We start from the raw sequence: 23684 nt of genomic DNA on the forward strand, positions 1-23684 counted from the left end.
AGCAGACTGCTGAGCAGAACTAGAACGCGTACTAGTTCTGGAGGAGAGCCCTCTCGGAGAGGACCCGCACCCATGGCCGCCGAACCCGTGATCGTCGAAGCCGTCCGCACCCCGATCGGCAAGCGCGGCGGCGCGCTCGCCAACCTGCACCCCGCCTACCTCCTGGGCGAGACCTACCGTGAACTCCTCGGCCGCACCGGCATCCCCGCCGACGCCGTCGAGCAGATCGTCGGCGGCACGGTGACGCACGCCGGCGAGCAGTCCATGAACCCCGCGCGCACGGCCTGGCTGACCATGGGACTGCCGTACGAGACGGCGGCCACGACGGTCGACTGCCAGTGCGGGTCCTCCCAGCAGGCCTCCCACATGGTGGCCAACATGGTCGCGGCCGGCGTGATCGACGTCGGCATCAGCTGCGGTGTCGAGGCGATGTCCCGCGTCCCGCTGGGCTCCGGCTCCAAGCACGGCCCCGGCAAGCCGTTCCCCGACGAGTGGAACGTCGACCTCCCCAACCAGTTCGAGGCGGCCGAGCGCATCGCCCGCCACCGGGGCCTGACCCGCGAGCACGTCGACGCGCTGGGACTGCTGTCACAGGAACGGGCGGCCCACGCCTGGGCGGAGGAACGTTTCAAGCGGGAGACCTTCGCCGTCCAGGTGCCCACCACGGAGGAGGAGCAGTACGCCGGTCAGGGCATGTGGCGCCTGGTGGACAGGGACGAGGGCCTGCGGGACACCACCCCGGAGGCGCTGGCGGGGCTCAAGCCCGTGATGCCGACGGCCGTCCACACCGCCGGCAACTCCTCCCAGATCTCCGACGGCGCGGCGGCGATCATGTGGGCGTCCAAGCGGATGGCCCGCGCCCTGAAGCTGAAGCCCCGGGCCCGCATCGTCGCCCAGGCCCTCGTCGGCGCCGACCCCCACTTCCACCTCGACGGCCCGATCGACGCCACCCGCGCGGTGCTGGGCAAGGCGGGCATGTCCCTGAAGGACATCGACCTCGTGGAGATCAACGAGGCCTTCGCCTCCGTGGTCCTGAGCTGGGCCCAGGTCTTCGAGCAGGACCTGGAGAAGGTCAACGTCAACGGCGGTGCGATCGCCCTGGGCCACCCGGTCGGCGCGACGGGCGCGCGCCTCATCACCACCGCCCTGCACGAACTGGAGCGCACGGACAAGGAGTTCGCCCTCATCACGATGTGCGCCGGCGGCGGGCTGGCGACCGGGACGATCATTCAGCGGCTGTAGCCGACGTCCAGGTGATGAAGCGGGTGAACGCGGCGGGGGCGACGGTGAGGATCGGCCCCGCCGGGGCCTTGGAGTCCCGGATGGCGAGGGTGGCGGCGGGGGTCTCGGCGACTTCTACGCAATCGCCGCCCTGGTCGCTGCTGTAGCTCGACTTACGCCACTTGCACTCCATAGCGGTCCTCCATCACGCGTCGGATCAGCTCCGCCGAGTCCTTGAGGGAGAGTGCGGCGGCCTGAAGATGATCGTAACGGAGCGAGCAGTCCTGGACCGTGTCCCAGTTCGCGGTTGGGTGCCCACTGCCATATCCCTCGGTATAGACGATGGTTGGGTCGCTGGAGAAGCGGTAGACGTTGAACGAGCCGGTGAGTCCGGCGTGAGCCCCTGCCGAGAACGGCAGGATCTGAACGTTGGTCCGGGGTTGGGCCTCAAACGACAACAAGTGAGCCAGTTGTCCGCGCATGACTTCCGGGCCACCGATCTCCTGGTACAGCGCGGCTTCGCTGAGGACCATCCAGAAGACCGGCGGGTTCGACTTCTGGAAGATCCGCTGCCGAGCCATTCGAGCGGCGGTTCGGTCATCCACCTTGGCCTCGTCCAGCACTCCGAGCACCGAGCGCGCATAGGCCTCAGTCTGAACGAGGCCGTGGACCATGCCCATCTGAAAGGTGCAGATCTCCAGCGCCCGCGCCTCCAGTTCCGCCGTTTCCCTGAACCATGCCGGAAGTTGACTGCGCAACACCAGCTGAACGAGCCGCGAGAGCAACCCACCCGTCCCCAGCGCCGCATCCACCCGCTCGCTGAACTCCAGCGTCGGCACCTTCCTGGCCGTTTCGATCTGGCCGATCAGCGAACCGGTGTAGTTCACGATCTCACCGAGCTGCCGTTGCGTCAGATCGGCGGCCTCCCGGCACCGCCGCAACTCGAAGCCGTAGTAGTCGAGCGGCGAGGCGCCGGGGTCGAGGGTGTTGATGTTCACCACGGCAAGTCCCCTCCAGGACGCGTTGTGTTCAGCTGGTAGCCCAGCGTAGTGACACGACGTCAGCCTCGTCCTGTGAACCTGAACTTTCCCCACACCCCCCAGTACCGCATGCAGCTCACCGTGGGCGAGCACTCGGTACGCCACATCCGCCGCATCGTCCGCTCCCTGCTGGACGAGTGGCAGTTGCAGGAGCTGACGTTCGCCGTCGAGCTGGGCGTGAGCGAGCTGGTGACCAACGTCGTACGGCATGTTCCCGACCGGCGCTGCACCCTCGTGGTGGCCCGGCAGACAGCGGGCGTCCGGGCGGAGGTGACCGACGGTTTCGCCGGGCGGCCCCGGCTGGAGCCGGACGCAGACCGGGAGGCGGAGGGCGGCCGGGGTCTGGCGCTGCTCGACGCCGTGGTGGACAAGTGGGGGGTGTCGCCGGGGGCCAGCGACGGGAAGACCGTCTGGTTCGAGTGCGGGCTCCAGGACGTGCCCGCGAGGAGCGACTCGTCCGTGCCGCCACGCGGGCACGATCTTATTCCGTGATTTTCGGCTGACCCCCAGTCGCGGTGCATCTCCGCATCGCCCCTGATCACGCACGTGTCACCCACGGCGCCCGCCGCGCCACCCTCCGGTGGTGCGGCATCCCGCCCCGGCGGACCCGGTTGCCCCGACACGCTCCCGAACTGGTGATCACACCTCCGGCCGCCGCAAACGTGGCATCGATCACCTTATTCATACAAGCATAAACAAACGTATCAATCTGGCTAGTAAGCGATTTCCGAGGGGCAGGGACGCATGAAACGGTTATGGCACCAATCCCGCCTGAAAGAGGAGCGAATGAAGCTCTCCGTGCGCCATTCCCTCGGCGTTGCCTCGGTCGTCGCCGCCGCACTTGCCGCCACGATCACGCCCGCCGCGGCGGCCACCGCGTCGCCCACCACGGCTTCCACCGTCGGACCGGCGATCAACCGTACGGACTGCAACGAGAACGGCTACCTCGAAATCCACAACAACGAAGGTCGCGACACGCTCTGCTTCGCCAATGCCGGGTCGATACCCGTCGCCATCTACGGGGTGAACTGGGTCGAATCCGGAAACAATGTCGTGACCCTCCAGTTCCAGCGGAATCTGAGCGACCCGCGACTCGAAACCGTCACCCTCCAGAAGTGGAGTTCGTGGAATCCGGGTCACGTCCACGAGATTCTCTCGATCAGGATCTACTGAGATCGAGGCAAGACCGCGGGGCGCCTCCAGGGGCGCCCCGCTTTTCGTGCCATCGACGGGTGCCCCTAGCCGGCCGGTTCCGCGCCAGGGACGCGATAAGAATCACAATGATCAAGTGGCATGGCCGGGCGCGAGTGGGCAGACGTACCTGCGTATCCACGCTTTGGATGCACTCTGCACTTAAGTGCATACGGCACGTAAGGGGCCGAAGTCCCCCTATGGTCGTTTTTCGGCCCGTCGCACGTCACCGCCGCCGTCCGGGTCCGTCCCTGTCCCCGTCGAAAGGTAGGCGAGCCCCGTTTTGGCGACCGCCGCAGCCGTCCTCCCGCATCAGAAGACCCGCCGGGCCGCCCAGGCCCGCGGTGTCACCGTCACCGACCCCGCGCTCGTCAAGCGTGCCGTGAAGGCGGCCGCGCTCGGCAACGCCATGGAATGGTTCGACTTCGGTGTCTACAGCTACATCGCGGTCACCCTGGGCAAGGTCTTCTTCCCGTCCGGCAACCCGACCGCGCAGCTGCTGTCGACGTTCGGCGCCTTCGCGGCGGCCTTCCTGGTCCGCCCGATCGGCGGCCTGGTCTTCGGTCCGCTGGGCGACCGCGTCGGCCGGCAGAAGGTCCTCGCCGTCACCATGATCATGATGGCGGTGGGCACGTTCGCCATCGGCCTCATCCCGTCCTACGCCACCATCGGCGTCGGCGCGCCGCTGCTGCTGCTCGCCGCCCGGCTGGTGCAGGGCTTCTCCACCGGTGGCGAGTACGCGGGCGCGACGACGTTCATCGCCGAGTACGCGCCCGACAAGAAGCGCGGCTTCTTCGGGAGCTGGCTGGAGTTCGGCACGCTCGCCGGCTACATCGGCGGCGCGGGTCTGGTCACACTGCTGACGGCCCTGCTGTCGTCCGACGACCTGACGGCCTGGGGCTGGCGCATCCCGTTCCTGATCGCGGGCCCGATGGGCATCATCGGCCTCTACCTGCGGATGCGGCTGGAGGAGACCCCGGCGTTCGCGGCGGAGGTCGAGAAGGCCGAGGCCGCCCGGCCGAAGGTGCCGCTGCGCGAGATGATCACCGGCCAGTGGAAGCCCCTGCTGCTGTGCATGGCCCTGGTCCTGGTCTACAACGTCACCGACTACATGCTGCTGTCGTACATGCCGAGTTACTTCACCAGCGAGCTGAAGTACGACGAGACGCACGGCCTGCTGGTCGTGCTCGCGGTGATGGCCCTGATGATGATCGTCCAGCCGTTCGCCGGTGCCCTGACCGACCGCGTCGGGCGGCGGCCGGTGATCGCGGCGGGCTGCGCGGGCTTCCTGCTCCTGTCCGTCCCGGCCCTGCTGCTGATCCGCCAGGGCAGCCTGCTCGCCGTCGGCCTGGGCATGGGCGCGCTCGGCCTGCTCCTGGTGTGCTTCACGGCAGCCATGCCGGCCGCGCTGCCCGCGCTCTTCCCGACCCGGGTGCGCTACGGCTCCCTGTCCGTCGGGTTCAACGTGTCCGTGTCGCTGTTCGGCGGGACGACCCCGCTGGTCGTCACCGCGCTGATCGGGGCGACGGGGAACATGATGATGCCCGCCTACTACATGATGGCCGCGGCCGTCGTGGGTGGTTTCGCCGTGTGGCGGATGTCGGAGTGCGCGGGCCGGCCGCTGCCGGGCTCCCCGCCGTCGGTGGAGAGCCGGTAAGCACAGTCGAGCCGGCCCACTGCCGTTCCCGGCCGACGGCCGCCGCGGTTCCCGGTCGCGCGTCCCCGCGCCCCGGGAGCCGCGGCGGCCGTCGGCTTCGGGGCGCCGCCCCGGTCCGCCGACAGTCCTGCCGCAGACGGCGCTCTGCTGCGATCATGGGAGCAGGACACTCGGGAAAGGCAGCAGACGCTATGAGCGGGTCGCAGGTCTGGGACGACGTCGACGACTACTTCATCAGCAACCTCTCACCGGACGACGAGGCCCTGCGCGCGGCCCTGCGCGACAGTGATGCCGCCGGGCTGCCCGCCATCGCCGTCACCGCCGCGCAGGGCAAGTTCCTCCAGCTGCTCGCCCAGGTGCAGGGCGCCCGGAACATCCTGGAGATCGGCACGCTCGGCGGGTACAGCACGATCTGGCTGGCCCGCGCCCTGCCCGAGGACGGCAGGCTGATCTCGCTGGAGTACAGCGCCAAGCACGCCGAGGTGGCCGTACGGAACATCGCCCGCGCGGGCCTGGAGCGGATCGCGGAGGTGCGGGTGGGGCCGGCCCTGGAGTCGCTGCCCAAGCTCGCCGACGAGAACCCGGCCCCCTTCGACCTGGTCTTCATCGACGCGGACAAGGTCAACAACCCGCACTACGTGGAGTGGGCGCTCCGGCTCAGCCGGACGGGCAGCCTGATCGTCCTGGACAACGTGGTGCGCGGCGGCCGGGTGGCCGACGCGGGCGACACCGGGCCGGACGTCGTCGGCACCCGTGCCGCGATCGAACTGATCGCCGGCCACCCCCGGTTGACCGGTACGGCGATCCAGACGGTCGGCAGCAAGGGCTACGACGGGTTCGCGCTGGCCCGGGTGCTGGGCTGAGGCCGCGAACCCGCCGCGGACCCGTTCACAGGTCGCGGTGGAACCCTTTCACAGGTCGTGGTAGAAGCCGACGTTGACGCTGCGCGGCGCGGTGCGGTCCTGGACGACGATCTCGCCGGACCCGCCGTGCGGCAGCGCCACGGTCGCGCCGTAGCCGACGGGGTGCGTCTGCGCTCCGACGGTGAGCCGGACCTCGGACGCCGGGTCGGGCTGGGAGCCGCGCAGCCAGGTCAGCTGCCAGGTGCCGTCCGGGCCGCACCGGAACTCCAGGTGGACGCGGGAGACGAACAGCCAGTCCTCGGGGGTGGCCAGCCGGCACAGCGCCGCGTCGCGGCCGACCCGCAGGACCGCGCCGGGCTCACTGGGGGCCTCGGCCATCGTCATGCCGGCGGTGGCGCCCGTGTCGGCGCCGGAGACGGCGGCCATGGTGAGTTCGAGCACGAGCGTTCCCCCTGAAACGTCCTGGTGTGGTGCTGGTTCGCGGCGGACGCTGTGCCGTACCGCCGCCGAATGATAAAACGCCCGGCGGGGCCGCGTCCGGCACAATGGGTTCATGACCGAGCGAAAGCCACCGGGTGTGCCGTTCGAGTCCTGGGTGGACAAGCAGATCCGCGACGCGCAGGGGCGCGGGGAGTTCGACCGGCTGCCGGGCGCGGGCGCGCCGCTGCCGTCGGAGGTCGACTCCACGTACGACGAACTGTGGTGGGTCAAGCGGAAGTTGGTGCGTGAGGGGCTCGCCGTGCTGCCGCCCGCGCTCGCGTTGCGCAAGGAGGCGGAGGACGCGCTGGAGGCGGCGTACGCGGCACCCTCGGAACGGATGGCGCGCAAGATCATCGAGGACGTCAACGTCCGGATCAAGGACATGATGTTCAAGCCGCCGCCCGGTCCGCCGCTGGGCAAGAAGCCGTACGACGTCGAGGAGGTCGTACGCGAATGGCGGCAGCGCAGGGCTGCCGCCAGGGGCGAGGGGGGCGTGACCGGCTCAGCCGTGTAGCAGCCGTCCGGCCAGTTCCCGGTAGTCGCGCAGGGCGAGTCGCAGTTGCTCGGTGTCGGTCTCCGCGGCGGGGCCGCGCTCCTCGGTGCCCTGCCAGGACATGCGCAGGGTCCGGCGGCGGTGGGTCACGGCCTCGGTGAACCGCGTGGTGATCTCCTCCAGGGCCCGGTCGGCCTCTTCGACGGCCTCCCTGGGGTCGTCCACGAAGGCGACGGCCACCTCGCGCAGCCGGCGCTCCCACTGGTCCGTCTCCTCGTGCGGGAGCAGCGGGGTGTCGGTGCCGGAGGCCGCGCCGGAAGCCGCCGGTGCCGCCGGCCAGGAGTCCGTGCCCCGGCCGTTGGCCGTGCGGGCCTCACGCCCGCTGGCCGCGCCGACGGCCGGCGCGCCGAGCCCGTCGTCCGGCATGCGCCCCTCCTCGTCCACGGCACCCGTGCCGCCGTGTCCGGCAGCCGCGTCCGGCCGGCCGGCACCGGCCGTCCGGGGCCCCAGCTCCTCGGTTCCGGGCCGCAGTCCCTCCGACCCGTGCTCCGGCTCCGGGACCGCCCCGGCAGCCCCCGCGCGGCCCGCGGGCGCCTGCGGTGTGTCCTCGGGCGTACGGTCGTCCCCGGTCAGCCCTTCCCGCCCGGGCCGGCCCGCCTCCGCGGACCGCCCACGCGCCTTTGCACCCGGAACCGGCCCGCTCACGCCCTCGCCGCCGTCCTCGGGCCGGGTCCGCGCGCCCTCGGGCGAGGTGCGGGGTGTGGTCGGGGCCGGGGTCACGGGCGGTTCGCCGGGGAGGTGTTCGTCCGGGCGGGGTGTTCTCGGGGTGCGGTGGGCCGGGGTCGCGTCGCCCGGGGACCACTCGTCCCGGTCCGCCGCCTCCTGCTCAGGTGTCCATTCCTCGCCCGGGGGGCGGGTGAAGCGTTCGGTGCGGTTCCGGTCGCCGCCGGGGCCGCTCGTCCTGTCCGTCATGGCGCTCAGCTCTCCTTCGGTCGGCTCCGGTGCAGGGCCCACGGCGTGTGGGAGCGGGCGTGGGAGCGGGTCGCGGCGGCCGGCGCCGGCCGCTCCGCGCCGGTCGGGGCCCGGTGCCGGCCGGGCTCGGTGCTGGTCAGCTCGTCGAAGAGCGCGCGCGCACCGAGCAGCGCCGACCGCAGTTCCTCGGTCTGGTTGCCGGACTCCTCAGCCCCGGCGCCCAGGCGGGCGGCCCGGTGCACCTGCCGGTAGCCGTCGACGTGCTCGGGGTGGTGCACGGACAGCGCGGCGAGCTGCTCCTCGTACCGGCCGCCGTCCGGGTAGCCCCGCTCCGCCGCGAGTTCCGCGAGCAGCCGGTCGGCCTCGGCCACCGCCTCACGGGGCGATTCCACGAAGTGTTCCTGCACCGAGGTCCAGCGGTCCGCGTACCGCTGCCGCTCGGTGCCGTCCAGCGGCCGCTCGCGCAGTTCACCATGACGTTCGACGCGCTCGGCAAGCTCTCGTTCCGCGGCCTTGGTGTCCCCGTCGTGCAGGGCCACGGCCCGCTCGTACTCGGGCCCGAAGCGCCGCTTCAGGCTGCTCCCGCCGTGCTTGCCGCGGCTGCGCGCGACCAGGGTGGCCGCACCGACGACCACGACCGCTGCGATCACGATCAACAAAATGATCAGGCCTGTGGACATGGTTGCCTTCCGCTCGGACCGGCCCCGCTGGCCGGTTCTCCCTTCGGGTGACCCGGAAGCAGGCCCACAAACGGTTCGCGGGGCGCAGGGCGGCTCCGGACAATGACGGACATGACATGGACGATCGCTCCGGAGCCGTACGACTCCCCGGCCGCCGCCGCGCTGTGGCGGGCGTACTACACGGAGGTCAGCGACCGCTGGTACCTGCTGCACGAGGGGCGCCGCACCGACCCGGCCGAACTGGAGCGGGAGATCGCCGCGCAGCCGGGCACCGATCTCGCGCCGCCGGGCGGGCAGTTGCTCCTCGGGCGGTACGACGGCACGCCGGCCGGCACGGCGGGCGTACGGCTGCTGGAGCCGGACACCGCCGAGCTGACCCGGGTGTTCGTGCTGCCGGGACGGCGCGGCCGGGGCGGGGCCCCGCTGCTCGTGGCCGCCGCCGAAGAGGCCGCGCGCACTCTCGGCGCCCGGCGGATCGTGCTGGACACCCGCAGCGACCTGGTCGAGGCCCGCGCCCTGTACGCCCGGCTCGGCTACGCCGAGACCGGCCCGCACAACACCGACCCGTACGCCGAACACTGGTTCCGCAAGGAGCTGGTGCCGGCGCAGGCCGTCAACTGACCTTCGTCACCGTGCCGTTGTGCGGGCGTTCGCGCTCGGCACCGCAGAGTTCGCCGGTCAGGCCGCGGACCAGCCGGCTCAGGTCGGTCTCCCGGCCGGGCTGCCACCAGTCGCCGAGCAGTTCGGCCAGGGACTCCTCGCGGGCCGTGGCGAGCCGGTCGGCGACCTCGCGGCCGGTGTCGGTCAGGACGAGGTCCAGGCCCCCGCGTTCGGCGAGCCGCCGTTCCTCGACCTGGCGGGCGGCGGCCATGACCGCCTGGAGCGGGACCGGGCTGCGCTCGGCCAGCACCGCCGGTTCGACGGAGCCGTAGCGGCGCATGCGCAGCAGCATCCAGCTGGTGGCGGGCAGCAGGTCGTACCCGGCCCGTTCGGTGATCTTCAGGTAGATCTCGCGGCGGCCCTCCCGGGTGCCGAGCACGGACAGGGCGCGGCACACCTCGTCGTAGGAGGAGCGCTCGACGGGGTTGGGCGGGATGGTCTCGGAGATGTCGGGCGCGGTGACCGAGCCGCGCAGCCGGTCCTCCTTCAGGAACCAGGCCAGCAGGAAGCCGAGGAAGGCGACGGGGGCGGCGTAGAGGAAGACGTCGGTGATGGCGGACGCATAGGCGTGCAGGGCCGCGGGGCGCAGCGTGGGCGGCAGGGCGGCGATGCCCCGCGGATCGGCCTTCAGCGCGCCGGCGCTCGCGCCGGCCGGCAGGCGTACGCCCCGGAAGGCGTCGGTGAGCTTGTCGCCGAGCCGGCTCGCGAAGACCGCGCCGAAGACGGCCACGCCGAAGGAGGCGCCGATGGACCGGAAGAAGGTGGCGCCGGAGGTGGCGACGCCCAGGTCCTCGTAGGAGACGGCGTTCTGCACGATGAGCACCAGGACCTGCATGACCAGGCCGAGACCGAGGCCGAAGACGAAGAAGTACACGCTCATCTCGGCGGTCGGGCTGTGCTCGTCGAGCCGGTGCAGGAGCAGCAGGCCGAGGGTGGTGACGGCGGTGCCGGCGACGGGGAAGACCTTCCAGCGGCCGGTGCGGCTGACGATCTGCCCGGACACGGTGGAGGACAGCAGCAGGCCGGCCACCATGGGCAGCATGTGCACGCCGGACAGCGTCGGTGAGATGCCGTGCACGACCTGGAGGAAGGTCGGCAGGTAGGTCATCGCGCCGAACATGGCGAAGCCGACGATGAAGCTGATGACGGCGGCGAGGCCGAAGGTGCGGATGCCGAAGAGTTTCAGGGGCAGCACCGGTTCGGCGGCGCGCCGCTCCACGGCGACGAACGCCACGGCCAGCAGCACGCCCAGCACGGCGAGCCCGATGATCTGCGCCGAGTCCCACGCCCAGGTCGTACCGCCGAGCGAGGCGACGAGCACCAGGCAGGTGGCGACGGCGGCGATCAGGAACGTGCCCAGGTAGTCGATGACGTGGTGTTCGGTGCGGCGCGGGATGCGCAGGGCGGCGGCGATCACGGCGAGCGCGACCACACCGACGGGCAGGTTGACGTAGAACACCCAGCGCCAGCTGAGGTGCTCGGTGAGCAGTCCGCCGAGCAGCGGTCCGAGCACGCTGGTCGCGCCGAACACGGCCCCGAACAGGCCCTGGTAGCGCCCGCGTTCGCGAGGCGGCACGAGGTCGCCGACGATCGCCATGGACAGCACCATCAGCCCGCCGCCGCCCAGGCCCTGCAGCGCCCGGAAGGCGATCAGCTGCGGCATGTTCTGCGCCATGCCGCACAGCGCCGAGCCGATCAGGAAGATCACGATGGCGGTCTGGAACAGCCGCTTGCGGCCGTACTGGTCGCCGAGCTTGCCCCACAGCGGCGTCGCTGCGGTCGAGGCCAGCAGATAGGCGGTGACGACCCAGGAAAGGTGCTCCAGCCCGCCGAGGTCGCTCACGATCGTCGGCAGCGCGGTCGACACGATGGTCTGGTCGAGGGCGGCGAGCAGCAGCCCGAGCAGCAGGGCGCCGATCGGGACCAGCACACTGCCCGGCACGTGTTCGCTGCTGCTCATGTCCTTCGCCGTGCCGTGCGTGTCCAGGGCCATGAAGACCTCCCGGGGCTCGGGGTGCACCTCTTCCATCGTGGTGGGTGTCACCACTTATGGCCTGTCGAGTCCTGCGGAGGCGGAGGGGATCCGCATACTCTCTGAAGTTCCCGAGGGGAGGGGGATCAGGCGTGACGGGAGAACACGGCACCAGGTGCCCGGAGTGCGGGGCCCCGCGGGGGGCGGACCGCACGCCGTCGTGCGACTGCGGGGAACCGGGCACCAGGTGCCCGGAGTGCGGGGCCCCGAGGACGGCGGACCGCACGCCGTCGTGCGACTGCACCGAGCGGGCCGCCGAGGCACTGCACGAGGCACGCACGGCGGAGGCGGCAGCGGCGGAGGACTTCGACCCGCTGCGCATACGACCGTACGTGGAGGTCCCGGACACGGCACCGCCCGCGCCGCCGGCGACCACGGGCGGTCAGCGCATCCACCTCTCCCCGCCGGACACCCCGACCCGGCCGCTTCCCGCGCTCACTCCCGACCCCGCCCCGCCCGGGCGCCGCTCGCGCCGCACCCTGCTGCTTGCCGCCGGGGCCGCGGGCACGGCGATCATCGCGGCCGCGGCCTTCGCCCTGATCTCGTACCACGCACCGGCCCACGACCAGGGCGCCCAGGAAATCAGGGAACGCATCCCGACGGCCTCGCCCCGGCCCTCCACACCGGCCCAGGCCCCACCGCCCGCACCGGCCCCCCGCCCACCGTCCCGCTCCGCTTCCCCGACCCCCACGCCGACCCCCACCTCTGCGTCCCCGTCACCGTCCCCCACGCCCTCGCACACCGCCTCGCCGACCCCCTCCCCCACGACGGCGTCCCCCACCCCGCGGACCACCCCCGCCGTGGCCCCGGTCCTGCGCCGCGGCGACACCGGCCCCCAGGTCACCGAACTCCAGCAGCGCCTGCGCCAGCTGAACCTCTACGGCGACCAGATCGACGGCACCTTCACCCGCCCCGTGGAGGACGCGGTACGCAACTACCAACTGGCCCGGGGCATCACGGGCGACCTGCCGGGCGAGTACGGGGCGGCGACGCGGAAGAGCCTGGAGGCGGAGACGACGAAGCCGTAGAACGCCCGGCGCGCAGCACGCCCAAGGACACGGCCCGCTGCATCGGCATGCGGCTCCACCGTGTGGGCGCGAGCATCTCGCAACGCCGTCCGCCAAGGGGCGCGGGGCTGCACCGATGCGGCTCCGCCGTGGAAGCGCGGGCAACCCGCACGCAGCCGCGGCCGAACGGCCGGCGCGTCGCGGCTCAGCCCAGGTGCAGCCGGACCGTGCCGTCCGGCAGGGGCTCGACCGCCACCTCCGTGAGGTCCTTCACCGCCACGTCCGGCTCGTGGAAGACCGCTCGCGGCCCCACTCCCACCACGGTCATCCCGGCGGAGCACCCCGCCGCGATCCCCGCCCCGGAGTCCTCGAACACCACACAGTCCGCGGGGTCGACGCCCAGTTCCGCGGCGCCCTTGAGGAAGCCCTCGGGGTGCGGCTTGCTCGCGCCGACCGACTCGGCGGTGATCCGCACGGCCGGCAGTGGCAGCCCGGCGGCGTTCATGCGGGCGGTGGACAGGGCGACGTCGGCGGAGGTCACCAGCGCGTGCGGGACTCCGTGCAGCGCGGCGAGGAACGCGTCGGCGCCGGGGATCTGCACGACGCCGTCGGTGTCGGCGGTCTCCTCGGCGAGCATGCGGGCGTTGTCGGCGAGGTTCTGCTCCATCGGCCGGCCGGGCAGCAGGACGGCCATGGAGGCGTGGCCCTGACGCCCGTGCACGACCTGCATCACCTCGTCGCCGTCCAGCCCGTGCCGCTCGGCCCAGCGCCGCCAGATGCGCTCGACCACGGCGTCCGAGTTGACGAGGGTGCCGTCCATGTCGAGCAGGAGGGCGCGGGCGGTGAGGACGGTGGGCGTGGCGGTGGCCGGCATCGGCAGCTCCAGAGGGAAACAGGCCCCGTGCGGGGAGGGACAAGGCGGCCCCGCCCGCCGGTCAGGGAAAACGGGCGGGAACCACTTTGTTTCTCCACGGTACAAAACATGCCGCGCTCCCGCCACCACCCCCGGCGAGCGTTCACCCGGCGTTCAGCTCAGCCGCTCACGGCCTCCGACAGGCTCCAGACGCCCAGCGCCAGCATCAGCAGCGCCGCGATCTGCGTGATCAGCCGCAGCGGCACCCGCTTCATCAGGGCCTTTCCGCCGACGATGCCGAGCCCGGCGACGGCCCACAGGCCCAGCACCGCGCCGAGGCCGACGGAGATCGGGTCGTCATAGCGGGCGGCCAGATTGGCGGTCATGATCTGGGTGAGATCACCGAACTCGGCGACCAGGATGAGCATGAAGCCCGTACCGGCGACCTTCCAGAAGGACTGGTCGGCGGGCTTCTTGATCTCCTCGTCGTCCTCGCCCTTCTTCAGCAGCAGCACCGCGGCACCGCCGAGGAAGAGGACGCCGGTGATGGCGTGCACGATCTGCTGCGGGAGCAGGGTGAGCACGCTGCCTGCCGCGACGGCGAGCACGACGTGCAGCAGGAAGGCGGCGGCGACGCCCGCGAAGACGTACGAGGCGCGGTAGCGGGTGCCGAGGACGAGACCGGCGAGCGCGGTCTTGTCCGGCAGTTCGGCGAGAAAGATGACGCCGAAGACGAGCGCCGTCACGGTGATGCTGATCAAGGTTCCTCAATCGGTCGGGCTGCCCCGCCGAGAGTGCGGTACGTCACGCGATGACACCTCGGCACGGCAGCACACTCGGCGCCCGCGCCGGGGGGCACGGGCGTGCACTGCTTGCCGAAGGTCTCGCTGGCGGGCCACGCCGCAACGCGGTCCGCCTCCGGGCGCCGGCTCAGGCTCGCTGAGCAGTATGTCGACGGTCCGGCGAAGAGCTACTCCCCTTCTGCGCTCCCCATCGTACGGGATGTGAAAGTTCCGTCGTCAACCTTGTCGTGACATGCGCACGTCACTAACTTCTTACCGAGCGCTCACCCCCCGGCCACACGGCACCGCGAGCATTCCCTCGCCCGTGCTCCAACGCCCCGACCCCACAAGGGAGTTCACGCATGTCCAGGTTCTACGCGCGTCGACGGACGAGCATACTCGCGGCCCTCACCGGCCTGATCGCCTCCGTCGCCCTGTTCAACTCCCCGAGCGCCTCCGCCGCCCTCCCCACGCCGGTCAGCGCCGCCACCGCCCGCGGCTACCTCTCCCAGCTCACCGTGGCCACCGAGAACCGCACCGGGTACAGCCGGGACCTCTTCCCGCTCTGGATCACCATCAGCGGCGCCTGCAACACCCGCGAGACGGTCCTCAAGCGGGACGGCACGAACGTCGTCACCGACTCCTCCTGCGCCGCGACCAGCGGCAGCTGGTACTCCCCGTACGACGGCGCCACCTGGACCGCCGCGTCCGACCTCGACATCGACCACCTCGTGCCGCTGGCCGAGGCCTGGGACTCCGGGGCGAGCAAGTGGACCACCGCGCAGCGGCAGGCGTTCGCCAACGACCTGACCCGGCCGCAGCTGATCGCCGTCACCGACAACGTCAACCAGGCCAAGGGCGACCAGGACCCGGCGACGTGGGTGCCGTCCCGGTCCGCGTACCTGTGCACGTACGTGCGGGCATGGGTGCAGGTGAAGTACTACTACAACCTGTCGGTCGACTCGGCCGAGAAGAGCGCGCTGACGAACTACCTGGCGAGCTGCTGAGTCCTCGCGGTCGGGCCGTGCGGGTCCTCGCGGTCGCGCCGAGCGGGTCCCGGCCCTCTCCCGGGCGCGGGTCCGCCGCGACTGATCGCGTCCGCGCGGCCGAGCCGTGGGGCGACGGTGGTTCAGGAAGCCGGGCGGCGGCGGACCAGGAAGCCTGCCGCCGCTCCCGCGCCGAAGAGGGCGGCCAGGGAGATGCCCGTGGACAGCCAGGTGGCGCCGAGCCACTGGGCGCCGTAGTAGCCGAGGGCGACGCTGTAGCCGGCCCAGGACAGACCGGCCAGCGCCGACCAGGGCAGGAAGTCGCGGGCGCGGCGGTGGGCGGCTCCCGCGCAGAAGGAGACGATCGAGCGGCCGGCCGGGGCGAAGCGCGCGAGGACGACCAGCGCCCCGCCGCCCCGGGCGAGGGCCTCGCCGAGCCGTTCCTGCGCGGTGGTCAGGCGCCGGGAGCGGGCTATCGCCCGGTCCAGGCGTTCCCCGCCGCGCCAGGCCAGCCGGTAGGCGACCAGGTCGCCGAGGACGGAGGCGGTCGCCGCGGACAGGATCAGGGCCAGGATGTCCGGCACCTCGTGCGGGACCTGGCCCGCCGCCGCTCCGGAGCCGGCAGCCGCCGCGGTGGCGGCGGTGATGACGAGGACTCCGCTCGGGAGCACCGGCAGGAACACGTCGAGCAGCACCGACAGCGCCACCACGGCATAGATCCATGGCCCGGCCGCCAGCGACCCCACGCTTTCCAACACCACGACTCCCGTCACTCCCCCGTTGACAGCCATACAGCGTACGCCGGGGGTGTGACAGGAGGTTCGCGGGGGGTTCGCGGGACGATCACAGAGGCTTCACTCGGCCCCCGCTCGCGCCCGCCGCAGATCAGGCCTCCCGCAGGTCAAGCCTCCCGCAGGTCAGGCCCTCCGCAGGTCAGGCGGCCAGCGGGCTGCGCTCCGCCGCGGGCTCGCCGTCCGCCGCGGTGCGCCGGCCGAGGAGGCGGTCCAGGCCGAAGGCGCCGGAACCGGTGAAGACCAGCAGGAAGAAGCCCCAGCAGAACAGCACGGACAGCTCGCCGCCGTTCTGGATGGGCCACAGGGCCGCCTGCTGGTGGACGTCGAAGTAGGCGTACGCCATCGAGCCGGAGGCGACCAGCGCGGCCCCGCGGGTGCCGAGGCCGAGCAGCACCAGGCCGCCGGCGACGAGCTGGATCACGGCCGCGTACCAGCCGGGCCAGGTGCCGGCCGCGATCGTGCCGCCGTTGCTACCCGCGGCGCCGCCGAGGACGCCGAACAGGGAGGCGGCGCCGTGCACGGCGAAGAGCAGGCCGAGGACGATGCGGAAGAGCCCGATCGCGTAGGGCTGAGCGGAATTGAGACGTGCGGACATGAGGGGGGTTCTCCTCTTCGGTGTCGGTCGGGCCGGCCGGGGACTGAAAGGGCCGGTCGTGGGGGCGGCGGTACCGAATGGAAGACCAGGTTAGGCGGACCTAATCAATGCTTGCAAGTTCAACATCTGGCCGTTTTCGAAGGGTCGCACACCGGCCATGACCGACCGGCGACGCCCCTCTCCGCGGGCACGCCGAAGACCAACAGCCCGATATACGGGGGTTTTTGACGAGACACGCGGCCCTCCGCCGCCGCCGCCGAGCAGCCCGACGGCCAACTCGTCGACAGAACACCGCCGATCGGACGCAGCGGACCGCGGCCCTATGACAGTGGTCACACGGCCGACCAGGCCCCGCACGCCCGATGGCGAGAACTACACCCTTGCGGGCAGCCCGAGTTGACCCTGGCGGGCAGCCCGGCCCGACCGCCGGACCGCCGCACCGGAGATCCGGCCACGCGCCCTGCGGGAAACGCTCCTACTCCGCCGCACCGACCGACCGCCCCCGCACTTCCAGCCCCCCGAGCAGCTCCGCCGTGGCCTCGGCCACCGCGGCCACCGCCCGGTCGAAGACCTCCCGGTTGTGCGCGGCGGGGGCACGGAAACCCGACACCTTGCGTACGTACTGCAACGCGGCCGCGTGGATCTCCTCGTCCGTGGCCTCGTCGGGCAGCACGGGCGGGCGCAGCGTCTTGATGCTCCGGCACATGCACCCAGTCTGGCCCACCCGGCCACCCCCTGCGATGATCACCGCCGAGGCGGCCACCGACAGCCGGGGCCGACCATCGAAGGGAACAACTCCATGACACACCCGCTCACCGTGGCCGTCCTCGGCCCCGGCGGCACCGGCGGCCTGCTCGCCGCCCTGCTGTCCCGCTCCGGTCACCGCGTGATCTGCCTGGCCGGCGAGACCACCGCCCACACACTGCGCCGCACCGGCATCACGGTCAGCAGCCGGCAGTTCGGCGACTTCACCGCGACCGTCGACGCGGACACCGCACTGCGCGAACCGGTCGACGCCTGCCTGGTCACCGTGAAGCACACCGCGCTCGACGCCGCCCTCACCCGGGTCCCGCCCGCCGCCCTCGGCGACGCGCTGCTCGTCCCGCTCCTGAACGGCGTCGAACACCCCGGCACCCTGCGCGCCCGCTACCGTCCCGACCGGGTCGCCCCGGCCGTGATCCGCGTCGAGTCCACCCGCACCGCCCCGGGCGTGATCGAACACGGCAGCCCGTTCACCGAGATCGACCTGGCCGGGGACGCCGTACCCCGCGCCCGCCTCGACACGCTGGCCGATCACCTCACGGCCTCCGGCGCGACCGCGCGCGTGGCCGGGGACGAGACGGCGGCCCTGTGGGCCAAGATGGCCTTCCTCGCCCCGTTCGCCCTGCTCACCACCCGGTACGGCGTCCCGCTCGGCACCGCCCGCACCCGGCACCGCGACGAACTGGAGGCACTGGTCGCCGAGACCGCGGCCGTCAGCCGTGCCTGCGGCGGCCCCGCGGACCCGGCCCAGGCCCTGGCCCGCTACGACGCCTTCCCGCCCGCCACCAAGTCCTCCATGCAGCGGGACGCCGAAGCCGGCCGCCCGCTCGAACTCGACGCGATCGGCGGGGCGTTGCTGCGCGCGGCCGAGCGGCACGGGGTGGCGGTGCCGGTGACGGAACGGCTGGTGCGGGAGCTGGCGGCGGGCGGTCACCCGTTCGAATGAACCCACGCCCGGACCTGCCGTCCACCCTCGCCATCGAAAATCGAACAGGCGTAGCATTGCGGCGTGGCTACGACCTATGGATTCCCCAGTGACCTCCTCGCCGGTCAGGAGGAGCTGCATCAGGTCCGGGCCGAGCTGTCGGCCCTGCTCAAGCGGCTGCCCTGGTCGGTCGAGCCGATGGACGGATTCAGCGACGACACCGGCTGGCGCAAGGTGGAGCGGCCCGCGTCCCCGGGCTGGACGGAGGACGAACAGGCCGAGGTGGAGAAGCTGCGCCGCCGCGAACACGAACTCGCGGTCTTCGTCAGCACCCACCGCTTCTGGGCCGAGCTGGCGGCGGCGGACCGCGTGGAGGCCCGCACCCGCCTGAAACACGCCCACGAACAGACGGAGAAGGAGTAGACACGGAAAAGCCCCTCGGAACCATCTCCGAGGGGCCGACCCGGTGGGCGCGGACGGTTTCGAACCGCCGACATCCTGCTTGTAAGGCAGGCGCTCTACCACTGAGCTACGCACCCGGGAACAGGTCGACAGCCTACATTGCCCAGGGGGCAGTGCTGCAAACCGTAATCCAGGGCGGGGACAACCGTCCCTAGCGGCCGAGCGGGAATATGCCCTGCTGCCAGGACACACGCTCAGCCGCGTGCCCCCAGCGGTTCGGGGCACGCTGGTCGCCCGCTTTCGCTCCGCTTGCGGGCGGCACGGATCCGGTCCGTGGTCCGGGAAAGCGGGGGCGGGTCCCCTCACGCCCCCGGGTCTCCGGTCGGGCCTGGCCGGTCCGATGCCCCACACGATCACTCCGGTCGGGTGGGGGCGGTGCCGTCCGTCGCCGGATCGGATGCCCGAGGGCGCGCCGTCCGATCGCCACGGCCGCGGCGTCGTGGCGGGTCGTCTTACGAGTGGCGGTCGTCAGCGGCTGCTGCCAGTGCTGGGCTCCCCACTGCGAGGTGTACGCCGGGTCCACCGCCACGATCGCCACGTCCTGTTCGGCGGCCATCGATGCGAGACGCACTCTGAGCCTCGCGGTCGGGAAGCGGGAGACGAGGCGACGGAATCGCTTGTTCCGGCCGAACTGCTCCCGGCCGGCGCCGTCCGTGAAGTCGAGGTCTTCCACGGCGATCGCCACTGCTCCGCTGCGCCGGGTGAAGTGCAGCAGCCGGGTCAGGGCGTGCCGGAGCTGAGCGTCACGGTGCTGCGCGCTGCCCGAGAGGTCGTAGGCAAAGCTCCGCGGCCTGCCTACCGGATTGCCGTGGGCGTCCAGGCGCCGGACGGCGAGGTGATCGTCGTTCATGTCCACCGCGACCACACCGCGCGCCAGGGCGGCCTCGACCGGCAGCGCGGGGACCGCCGCACGGCGCCATGATGCGGTCACGTACCAGCGGTCGCGGAGAACGTCGTGGTGGATGCGGTAGGCGACGGCCCGGTCCGCGACGATCCGGTCCCGCCACTCCTCGGCCCGGTAGGGGAAGACCACGGTCGTGTCGAGGACGTATCGCCCGTGCGGGGCGTTGGCCGCATGGGCCAGAGCGGCGGGGAGCCTGATCGAGAGCTGTCCGGCGTCGGTGACGCGGATGGTCTCGTTGCCGCAGCGTTTGCCGGACTCGCCGTCCGCCGCCAGGAACATGCGGGCAGCCTGCCACCGTTCCCGCCAGACGTGCCGGCTCAGCCCGGCCTCGGTCAGGTGGTGCCGCAGACGGGCCAGCTTCCGGCCGCCCCTGACCACGCGGACCCTGCCCTCCGTCCACGCCTCCTGCACCGCGGCCAGCCGGTCCCGGAGAGCATGGAGGCGACGGGACTTGGCATGCCACTCGGCCCGGGTGGCGCAGCCGCGCGCCAGCCCGGCCCGCTTGTCGGACTTCGCGCCCACGGGCCGGGACAGCCTGTCCTCGATCCGCGCGATCTGCCCACGCAGCCATGCCGCCTCGGCGGCCTGGCCCCGCCTCGCCAGCGCCCACTGGTCCTGCGTCGCCTTGGTGACACTGCCTGCCCACCTGGCCGACGACGGTGCGGTCAGCGCCCGCTTGCGCGCTGCCCAGGAGGCGGCCTCGCGGTCCCGCCCCTGCCGTGACATCACCGCGAGATCCCGGGACGCCAACGAGCCGAGGATCCGCCCCACCTCGGTCAGTACCGCCGCGTCCGCCGGCGACAGCCGCAGCCGCGTCCGGATCGACACCGCGGCAGGGCCGGACACCACGAACGGCGCGGCCGGCACGCGCAGCCCGCCCATCCCGGAACCCCCCAGCCGCCATCGAAGATCGTTTCATCGCATCCAACGACCGCCGCCCGGGAAGGTCACCCATCCGATCCGGGCCCCCGCGTCCCCCTCGCCGAGATCATGCGCGACTCGGTCCGGAGAAGTCACGGTACGCACAGCGAACTGATCGGTTCCCGTGTTCGTCTTTCAGGGGTGGGAGAATGGCACCAGCCAGCTCGAACCACGGCACGGGAGAGGGATGTGACGGCGACACCGGGCACGCCAGCGATACAGCCGTACCCGTCGTCGTCCGCCGCGCGGGGGCGGCGTGGGCCGGGGCCGCTGCGGGATGCCGTGGTGCTGGTGGGGCTGCCCGTGCTGGTCGCGTTCGCGTTGCCCGCGGCGTTCGCCGGCGGTGGTACGCGGCGCTGGTTCGGTGGGCGGGCGGAGAGCCAGCGGGCGGACGCGCAGGCCGCGAAGGACGCGGCGGCGACGGCGTTCTACGAACTCGACACCGCGCAGCGGGACCTGCGGATCTCCGTGGAGACCATCGCGGCGGTGGACGACTCCCCCGCCGCCCGGCGTGCCGTCTCCGACTTCGAGGCGCTGGGCCGGCGGATCGACGAGGTCAGCCAGCGGTACATCCAGGCCGTCGACGCCCATGACCTGGACCGGGACGATCTGGAGGCCGGTGTCGCCGCGCGGGCGCGGGCGGAGCTGACGGGGGCCAAGGACGAGTTGCTGCGGGTCCGGCAGGAGCTGGACCGGTTCGGTGACTCGCTGGGGCCGCTGCTGGGCAAGGCGGAGACGCAGCTGGCCCGGCTGGCGCCGGCGGTGGAGCGGGCCCGGCAGTCGTTGCTGGCGGCGAGCAACGCCCTGGACGCCGTACGGGACAAGCGGCTGCGGGCCGATGAGCTGGCCGCGCGGCTGGCGGCCCTGTCGCCGGAGCTGACCCGGCTGAACGAGGGTGCCGGGCGGCACGGGGTGCCGGCGACGCTGGAGCGGGCCGAGCGGGTGCAGCGGGAGGCCGGGGCGATCAGGGCGGAGGCCGAGCGGCTGCCGGAGCGGGCGGCCGAGATCGATCACCGGCTGGTGAGTCTGCGGACCCGGGCGGAGGCGCTGACCACGCGGGCCGGGCAGGTGGAGCCGGTGCTGAGCGAGCTGCGCCGCCGGTTCGCCGCCGCGTGCTGGCAGGATCTGCAGCAGGTGCCCGCGCAGGCCGCGGAGAACGTGCGGCAGGCCGAGTTGAGGCTCGGTGAGGCGCAGGTGGCGCGGGAGGCCCAGCGGTGGGCGGACGCGGCGTCGCTGCTGTCGACGGTGCGGGCGCTGCTGAACGCGACGGACGAGGCGGTGTCGGCCGCCGGTGACCGGCTGAGCAGGCTGAACGCGGTGCAGAAGGATCCGCAGGCGGAGATCGAGCGGACGCGGTTCGCGATCCGGGACGCCCAGCGGCTGGCCATGACGGGCCGTACGACCCCCGATCCGCGGCACGCGCGGCCGCTGGACGAGGCGGTGGCCCGGCTGGAGCGGGCGGTGGGCACGCTGGAGGGGCGGCACCCGGACTACTGGCATTTCCTGACGGAGACGGAGGGGGTGCGGGCGGCCGTGGCGCGGGTGGTGGCGCAGATCCGTGAGGAGCGCGGCGGCGGGCACTGACGCGCGTGTTGCCGGGTGGTGCGGGGCAGCGGATATTAAGAGGACGGATGAGGACGGATGGCCTCCGCTAGCGCCCGAGGGAGGCGGACATGGCCACACACGCAGTGCGTTCGAGGAACGACCGGCCGCGGATGCGGCTGGACGACCACCTGCCCGTCGACCACCGGCTGAACCTGGTCTACCGGATCGGGGCGGGCCTGATCGGTGCCTTCCTGGTCGTCTTCGGCATTCTGGGCGTGATCAACCACATCGGCTTCTTCAGCATCGGCGGTAACACGGTCGTCGGGCTGAACAGCAATGGCGCGCTGAGTGTGCTGTCGATCATCATCGGCGCGGTGCTGCTGGCCGGCATGGTGATCGGGGGGAACGTCGCGTCGACCCTGAACATGGTCCTCGGCGTGCTGTTCCTGCTGAACGGCTTTCTGTTCCTCGGCCTGCTGGACACGACCAGCAATTTCCTGGCCTTCAAGATCCAGAACGTCTTCTTCAGCTTCATCGTGGGCCTGGTGCTGATGACCTTCGGCATGTACGGCCGGGTGGGCCATGCCCTGCCGCACGACAATCCGTACTGGCGGGCCCGCCACCCCGAGATCTCCCCGCAGGAGCAGCGCGCGCGGCCGGAGGGGCCGGTGCGGCGGGAACAGCGGGAGGTGCAGGAGCGGCGGGGTCCGCGTCAGCCGGGACCGGGTCAGGTCCTGTAGGCGTAGAACGCCGCGTTCGGGTACGAGGCGACGAGGCTGGCCACCGACCGGTTGAAGGTGTTGGTCGAGTGGTAGCTGACGTACGGCACGCCCCGGCGGTCCCGGGCGGTGACGATCATCGAGTGGTCCTTGGACCCGTCCCGGTTGAAGTCCATCTGCAGCACGTCGCCGATGTCCATCTGGTAGACGTTGGCGAGGCTGGTGGCCCGCTTGGAGGACAGGGCGAACCAGGAGAACTCGTTGACGCCGACGAACGAGTCCGACTGGATCTGGGAGTTGCCGAACCACTTGTGGAAGTCGTTGGTGTAGCCGGGTACGTGCTTCCAGCCGCCCGCCTTGAGGACCTGGCTGACGAAGTTGGTGCAGTCGCCGCCGGCCCCCTGCCCGTTGAAGTCCGGGTAGTCGGTGTTGTAGTTGTTCCAGTACTTCTGGGCGTACGCGACCATGGCCTTGTAGTCGTAGCCGGTCGCGGAGAAGTTCTTCGCGTTGGCCGGCGCGGGCCAGGTGGTGGCGGAGCGGGCCGCCGAGGGCGGGCCGTCGTCCTCGCCGGTGGCCTTCACCGAGGTGACGGCGGGCTTGGCGACCTGGTTCACCGCGAGGTAGCCGTCGTCGGTGTCGCGGATGCCGGTGAGCTGCCAGGTGCCGTGGCGGTCGGCCTGGAAGGTCAGCTCGTGGTGGGCCTGGAAGCCGGTGGACTTGGGGCCCTTGGCGGGCGCCTTGTCGTAGGCCAGCGTGGTGGTCTCGGTGACGGCGACCTTGGCGCGCCGGCCCTTCACCTGGGTGGCGTCGAGCGTGACCTTGGTGCTGCCCGCGTGGTAGGTCTCGCCCAGCCGGGCGAGCCGGCTGCGGCGGTCGCGCAGCGTGTCCAGTGCGGACTTCTCCTGGCGGGTCTGCCCGCCGGACAGGCGCACGGATCCGGAGAAGCCGGAGGCGTGCCGGGTGTCGGCCTTGCCGGTGCCGTCCACGAGGGCCTGGGTGCGGTCGGTGAAGACCGCGTCGGCCAGCCGCTGGAAGGTCGCCTTGGTGGCCGCGTCCACCGTCGGGTCGTCGGTCACGGCCGCGCCCGCGCTCCAGTTGGGCACCAGCGCCACGCCCGCGACCACGGAGGCGGCCGCGGCG

Annotated in this window: 26 protein-coding genes and 1 tRNA gene; 13 read left to right on the forward strand and 14 right to left on the reverse strand. The window is 72.1% G+C overall.

The genetic code is table 11. The features are described 5' to 3' along the window. Positions 1-72 precede the first annotated feature (72 nt). Positions 73-1242, forward strand: a complete 1170-nt coding sequence (locus tag IG05_RS0110095; protein WP_030341196.1) for a steroid 3-ketoacyl-CoA thiolase — start codon at positions 73-75, stop codon at positions 1240-1242. On the opposite strand, the gene IG05_RS0110100 is transcribed toward IG05_RS0110095, so the two are convergent. Together IG05_RS0110100 and IG05_RS0110105 are read right to left on the reverse strand one after the other, a co-directional pair. Further along, entirely contained in the window at positions 1226-1414 is a 189-nt protein-coding gene (locus tag IG05_RS0110100) for a DUF397 domain-containing protein (RefSeq protein ID WP_030341198.1), read from the reverse strand. The genes IG05_RS0110095 and IG05_RS0110100 overlap by 17 nt on opposite strands. Beyond that, positions 1395-2222 (reverse strand): helix-turn-helix domain-containing protein, encoded by an 828-nt coding sequence (locus IG05_RS0110105; RefSeq protein WP_030341200.1) that lies wholly within the window; start codon positions 2220-2222, stop codon positions 1395-1397. Before IG05_RS0110105 ends, IG05_RS0110100 begins: the two co-directional genes overlap by 20 nt. Positions 2223-2294: 72 nt before the next feature. Between IG05_RS0110105 and IG05_RS0110110 the strand changes: the two genes are divergently transcribed. The 4 genes from IG05_RS0110110 (at position 2295) to IG05_RS0110125 (ending at position 5972) form a co-directional block, all read left to right on the forward strand. Next, positions 2295-2753, forward strand: coding sequence for an ATP-binding protein (locus IG05_RS0110110; RefSeq protein ID WP_420707577.1), 459 nt, complete (start codon positions 2295-2297; stop codon positions 2751-2753). A gap of 294 nt (positions 2754-3047) precedes the next feature. Beyond that, positions 3048-3434 carry a beta/gamma crystallin domain-containing protein gene (locus IG05_RS0110115; protein ID WP_030341203.1) on the forward strand — a complete coding sequence of 129 codons (387 nt, stop codon included), beginning with the start codon at positions 3048-3050 and terminating at the stop codon, positions 3432-3434. A gap of 301 nt (positions 3435-3735) precedes the next feature. Beyond that, complete coding sequence (gene proP / locus IG05_RS0110120; protein ID WP_030341205.1) at positions 3736-5109, forward strand: glycine betaine/L-proline transporter ProP; 1374 nt, start codon at positions 3736-3738, stop codon at positions 5107-5109. Positions 5110-5300: 191 nt separating this feature from the next. Further along, entirely contained in the window at positions 5301-5972 is a 672-nt protein-coding gene (locus tag IG05_RS0110125) for an O-methyltransferase (protein ID WP_030341206.1), read from the forward strand. 48 nt (positions 5973-6020) lie between these two features. On the opposite strand, the gene IG05_RS0110130 is transcribed toward IG05_RS0110125, so the two are convergent. Further along, positions 6021-6413: a hypothetical protein gene (locus tag IG05_RS0110130; protein WP_030341208.1), complete on the reverse strand. Its 393-nt coding sequence runs from the start codon at positions 6411-6413 to the stop codon at positions 6021-6023. A 112-nt stretch (positions 6414-6525) separates the two neighbouring features. Here IG05_RS0110130 and IG05_RS0110135 point away from each other — a divergent pair, with 112 nt between their 5' ends. Further along, positions 6526-6966, forward strand: coding sequence for a DUF1992 domain-containing protein (locus IG05_RS0110135; RefSeq protein WP_030341209.1), 441 nt, complete (start codon positions 6526-6528; stop codon positions 6964-6966). Here IG05_RS0110135 and IG05_RS50540 read toward each other — a convergent pair. Beyond that, complete coding sequence (locus IG05_RS50540; RefSeq protein ID WP_420707578.1) at positions 6955-7917, reverse strand: hypothetical protein; 963 nt, start codon at positions 7915-7917, stop codon at positions 6955-6957. The two genes, IG05_RS0110135 and IG05_RS50540, sit on opposite strands and share 12 nt — an antisense overlap. Before the next feature lie 5 nt (positions 7918-7922). Continuing rightward, complete coding sequence (locus IG05_RS0110145; protein ID WP_030341212.1) at positions 7923-8597, reverse strand: hypothetical protein; 675 nt, start codon at positions 8595-8597, stop codon at positions 7923-7925. Positions 8598-8708: 111 nt separating this feature from the next. On the opposite strand from IG05_RS0110145, the gene IG05_RS0110150 reads away from it, so the two are divergent. After that, positions 8709-9218: a GNAT family N-acetyltransferase gene (locus tag IG05_RS0110150; RefSeq protein WP_030341214.1), complete on the forward strand. Its 510-nt coding sequence runs from the start codon at positions 8709-8711 to the stop codon at positions 9216-9218. On the opposite strand, the gene IG05_RS0110155 is transcribed toward IG05_RS0110150, so the two are convergent. Next, positions 9211-11250 (reverse strand): MDR family MFS transporter, encoded by a 2040-nt coding sequence (locus tag IG05_RS0110155; protein WP_030341215.1) that lies wholly within the window; start codon positions 11248-11250, stop codon positions 9211-9213. The genes IG05_RS0110150 and IG05_RS0110155 overlap by 8 nt on opposite strands. A 131-nt stretch (positions 11251-11381) precedes the next feature. Between IG05_RS0110155 and IG05_RS44840 the strand changes: the two genes are divergently transcribed. Further along, positions 11382-12317 (forward strand): peptidoglycan-binding domain-containing protein, encoded by a 936-nt coding sequence (locus IG05_RS44840; protein WP_234335819.1) that lies wholly within the window; start codon positions 11382-11384, stop codon positions 12315-12317. A 184-nt stretch (positions 12318-12501) separates the two neighbouring features. On the opposite strand, the gene IG05_RS0110165 is transcribed toward IG05_RS44840, so the two are convergent. Further along, positions 12502-13170: an HAD-IA family hydrolase gene (locus tag IG05_RS0110165; RefSeq protein WP_030341219.1), complete on the reverse strand. Its 669-nt coding sequence runs from the start codon at positions 13168-13170 to the stop codon at positions 12502-12504. A 158-nt stretch (positions 13171-13328) separates the two neighbouring features. Next, a complete protein-coding gene (locus IG05_RS0110170) occupies positions 13329-13910 on the reverse strand; it encodes a TMEM165/GDT1 family protein (protein WP_030341221.1) in 582 nt (193 codons plus the stop codon). Positions 13911-14293: 383 nt separating this feature from the next. On the opposite strand from IG05_RS0110170, the gene IG05_RS0110175 reads away from it, so the two are divergent. Next, complete coding sequence (locus IG05_RS0110175) at positions 14294-14938, forward strand: HNH endonuclease family protein (RefSeq protein ID WP_030341224.1); 645 nt, start codon at positions 14294-14296, stop codon at positions 14936-14938. A 122-nt stretch (positions 14939-15060) separates the two neighbouring features. Here IG05_RS0110175 and IG05_RS0110180 read toward each other — a convergent pair whose 3' ends face one another. The 3 genes from IG05_RS0110180 to IG05_RS42050 form a co-directional block, all read right to left on the reverse strand. Beyond that, the gene (locus tag IG05_RS0110180; RefSeq protein ID WP_030341226.1) at positions 15061-15675 is read right to left on the reverse strand and encodes a DedA family protein; all 615 of its coding nucleotides are present in this window, start codon (positions 15673-15675) and stop codon (positions 15061-15063) included. A 175-nt stretch (positions 15676-15850) separates the two neighbouring features. Further along, on the reverse strand, positions 15851-16306 hold the full coding sequence (locus tag IG05_RS0110185; protein ID WP_030341228.1) for a DoxX family protein: 456 nt from the start codon (positions 16304-16306) through the stop codon (positions 15851-15853). A 475-nt stretch (positions 16307-16781) separates the two neighbouring features. Next, positions 16782-17012 (reverse strand): DUF2277 domain-containing protein, encoded by a 231-nt coding sequence (locus tag IG05_RS42050; protein WP_030341231.1) that lies wholly within the window; start codon positions 17010-17012, stop codon positions 16782-16784. Between the two features lie 93 nt (positions 17013-17105). On the opposite strand from IG05_RS42050, the gene IG05_RS0110195 reads away from it, so the two are divergent. Beyond that, positions 17106-18014, forward strand: coding sequence for a ketopantoate reductase family protein (locus IG05_RS0110195; RefSeq protein WP_030341233.1), 909 nt, complete (start codon positions 17106-17108; stop codon positions 18012-18014). Between the two features lie 63 nt (positions 18015-18077). Next, a complete protein-coding gene (locus IG05_RS0110200; protein WP_030341235.1) occupies positions 18078-18416 on the forward strand; it encodes a hypothetical protein in 339 nt (112 codons plus the stop codon). Positions 18417-18460: 44 nt separating this feature from the next. Here the strand turns inward: IG05_RS0110200 and IG05_RS0110205 are convergent. Both IG05_RS0110205 and IG05_RS0110210 read right to left on the reverse strand, forming a co-directional pair. Next, positions 18461-18532 (reverse strand) — tRNA-Val (locus tag IG05_RS0110205). Positions 18533-18606: 74 nt separating this feature from the next. Next, positions 18607-20241, reverse strand: a complete 1635-nt coding sequence (locus IG05_RS0110210) for a transposase (RefSeq protein ID WP_030341237.1) — start codon at positions 20239-20241, stop codon at positions 18607-18609. A gap of 228 nt (positions 20242-20469) precedes the next feature. Between IG05_RS0110210 and IG05_RS0110215 the strand changes: the two genes are divergently transcribed. Beyond that, a complete protein-coding gene (locus IG05_RS0110215) occupies positions 20470-21864 on the forward strand; it encodes a hypothetical protein (RefSeq protein WP_030341240.1) in 1395 nt (464 codons plus the stop codon). Positions 21865-21953: 89 nt separating this feature from the next. Continuing rightward, the gene (locus tag IG05_RS0110220) at positions 21954-22565 is read left to right on the forward strand and encodes a DUF4383 domain-containing protein (protein WP_030341241.1); all 612 of its coding nucleotides are present in this window, start codon (positions 21954-21956) and stop codon (positions 22563-22565) included. Here IG05_RS0110220 and IG05_RS0110225 read toward each other — a convergent pair. Beyond that, complete coding sequence (locus tag IG05_RS0110225) at positions 22553-23656, reverse strand: amidase domain-containing protein (RefSeq protein WP_037813529.1); 1104 nt, start codon at positions 23654-23656, stop codon at positions 22553-22555. The genes IG05_RS0110220 and IG05_RS0110225 overlap by 13 nt on opposite strands. Positions 23657-23684: the final 28 nt, after the last annotated feature.

It is taken from the genome of Streptomyces sp. NRRL S-1022, from assembly GCF_000720135.1.
In the GTDB taxonomy this organism is placed as follows: Bacteria; Actinomycetota; Actinomycetes; order Streptomycetales; family Streptomycetaceae; genus Streptomyces.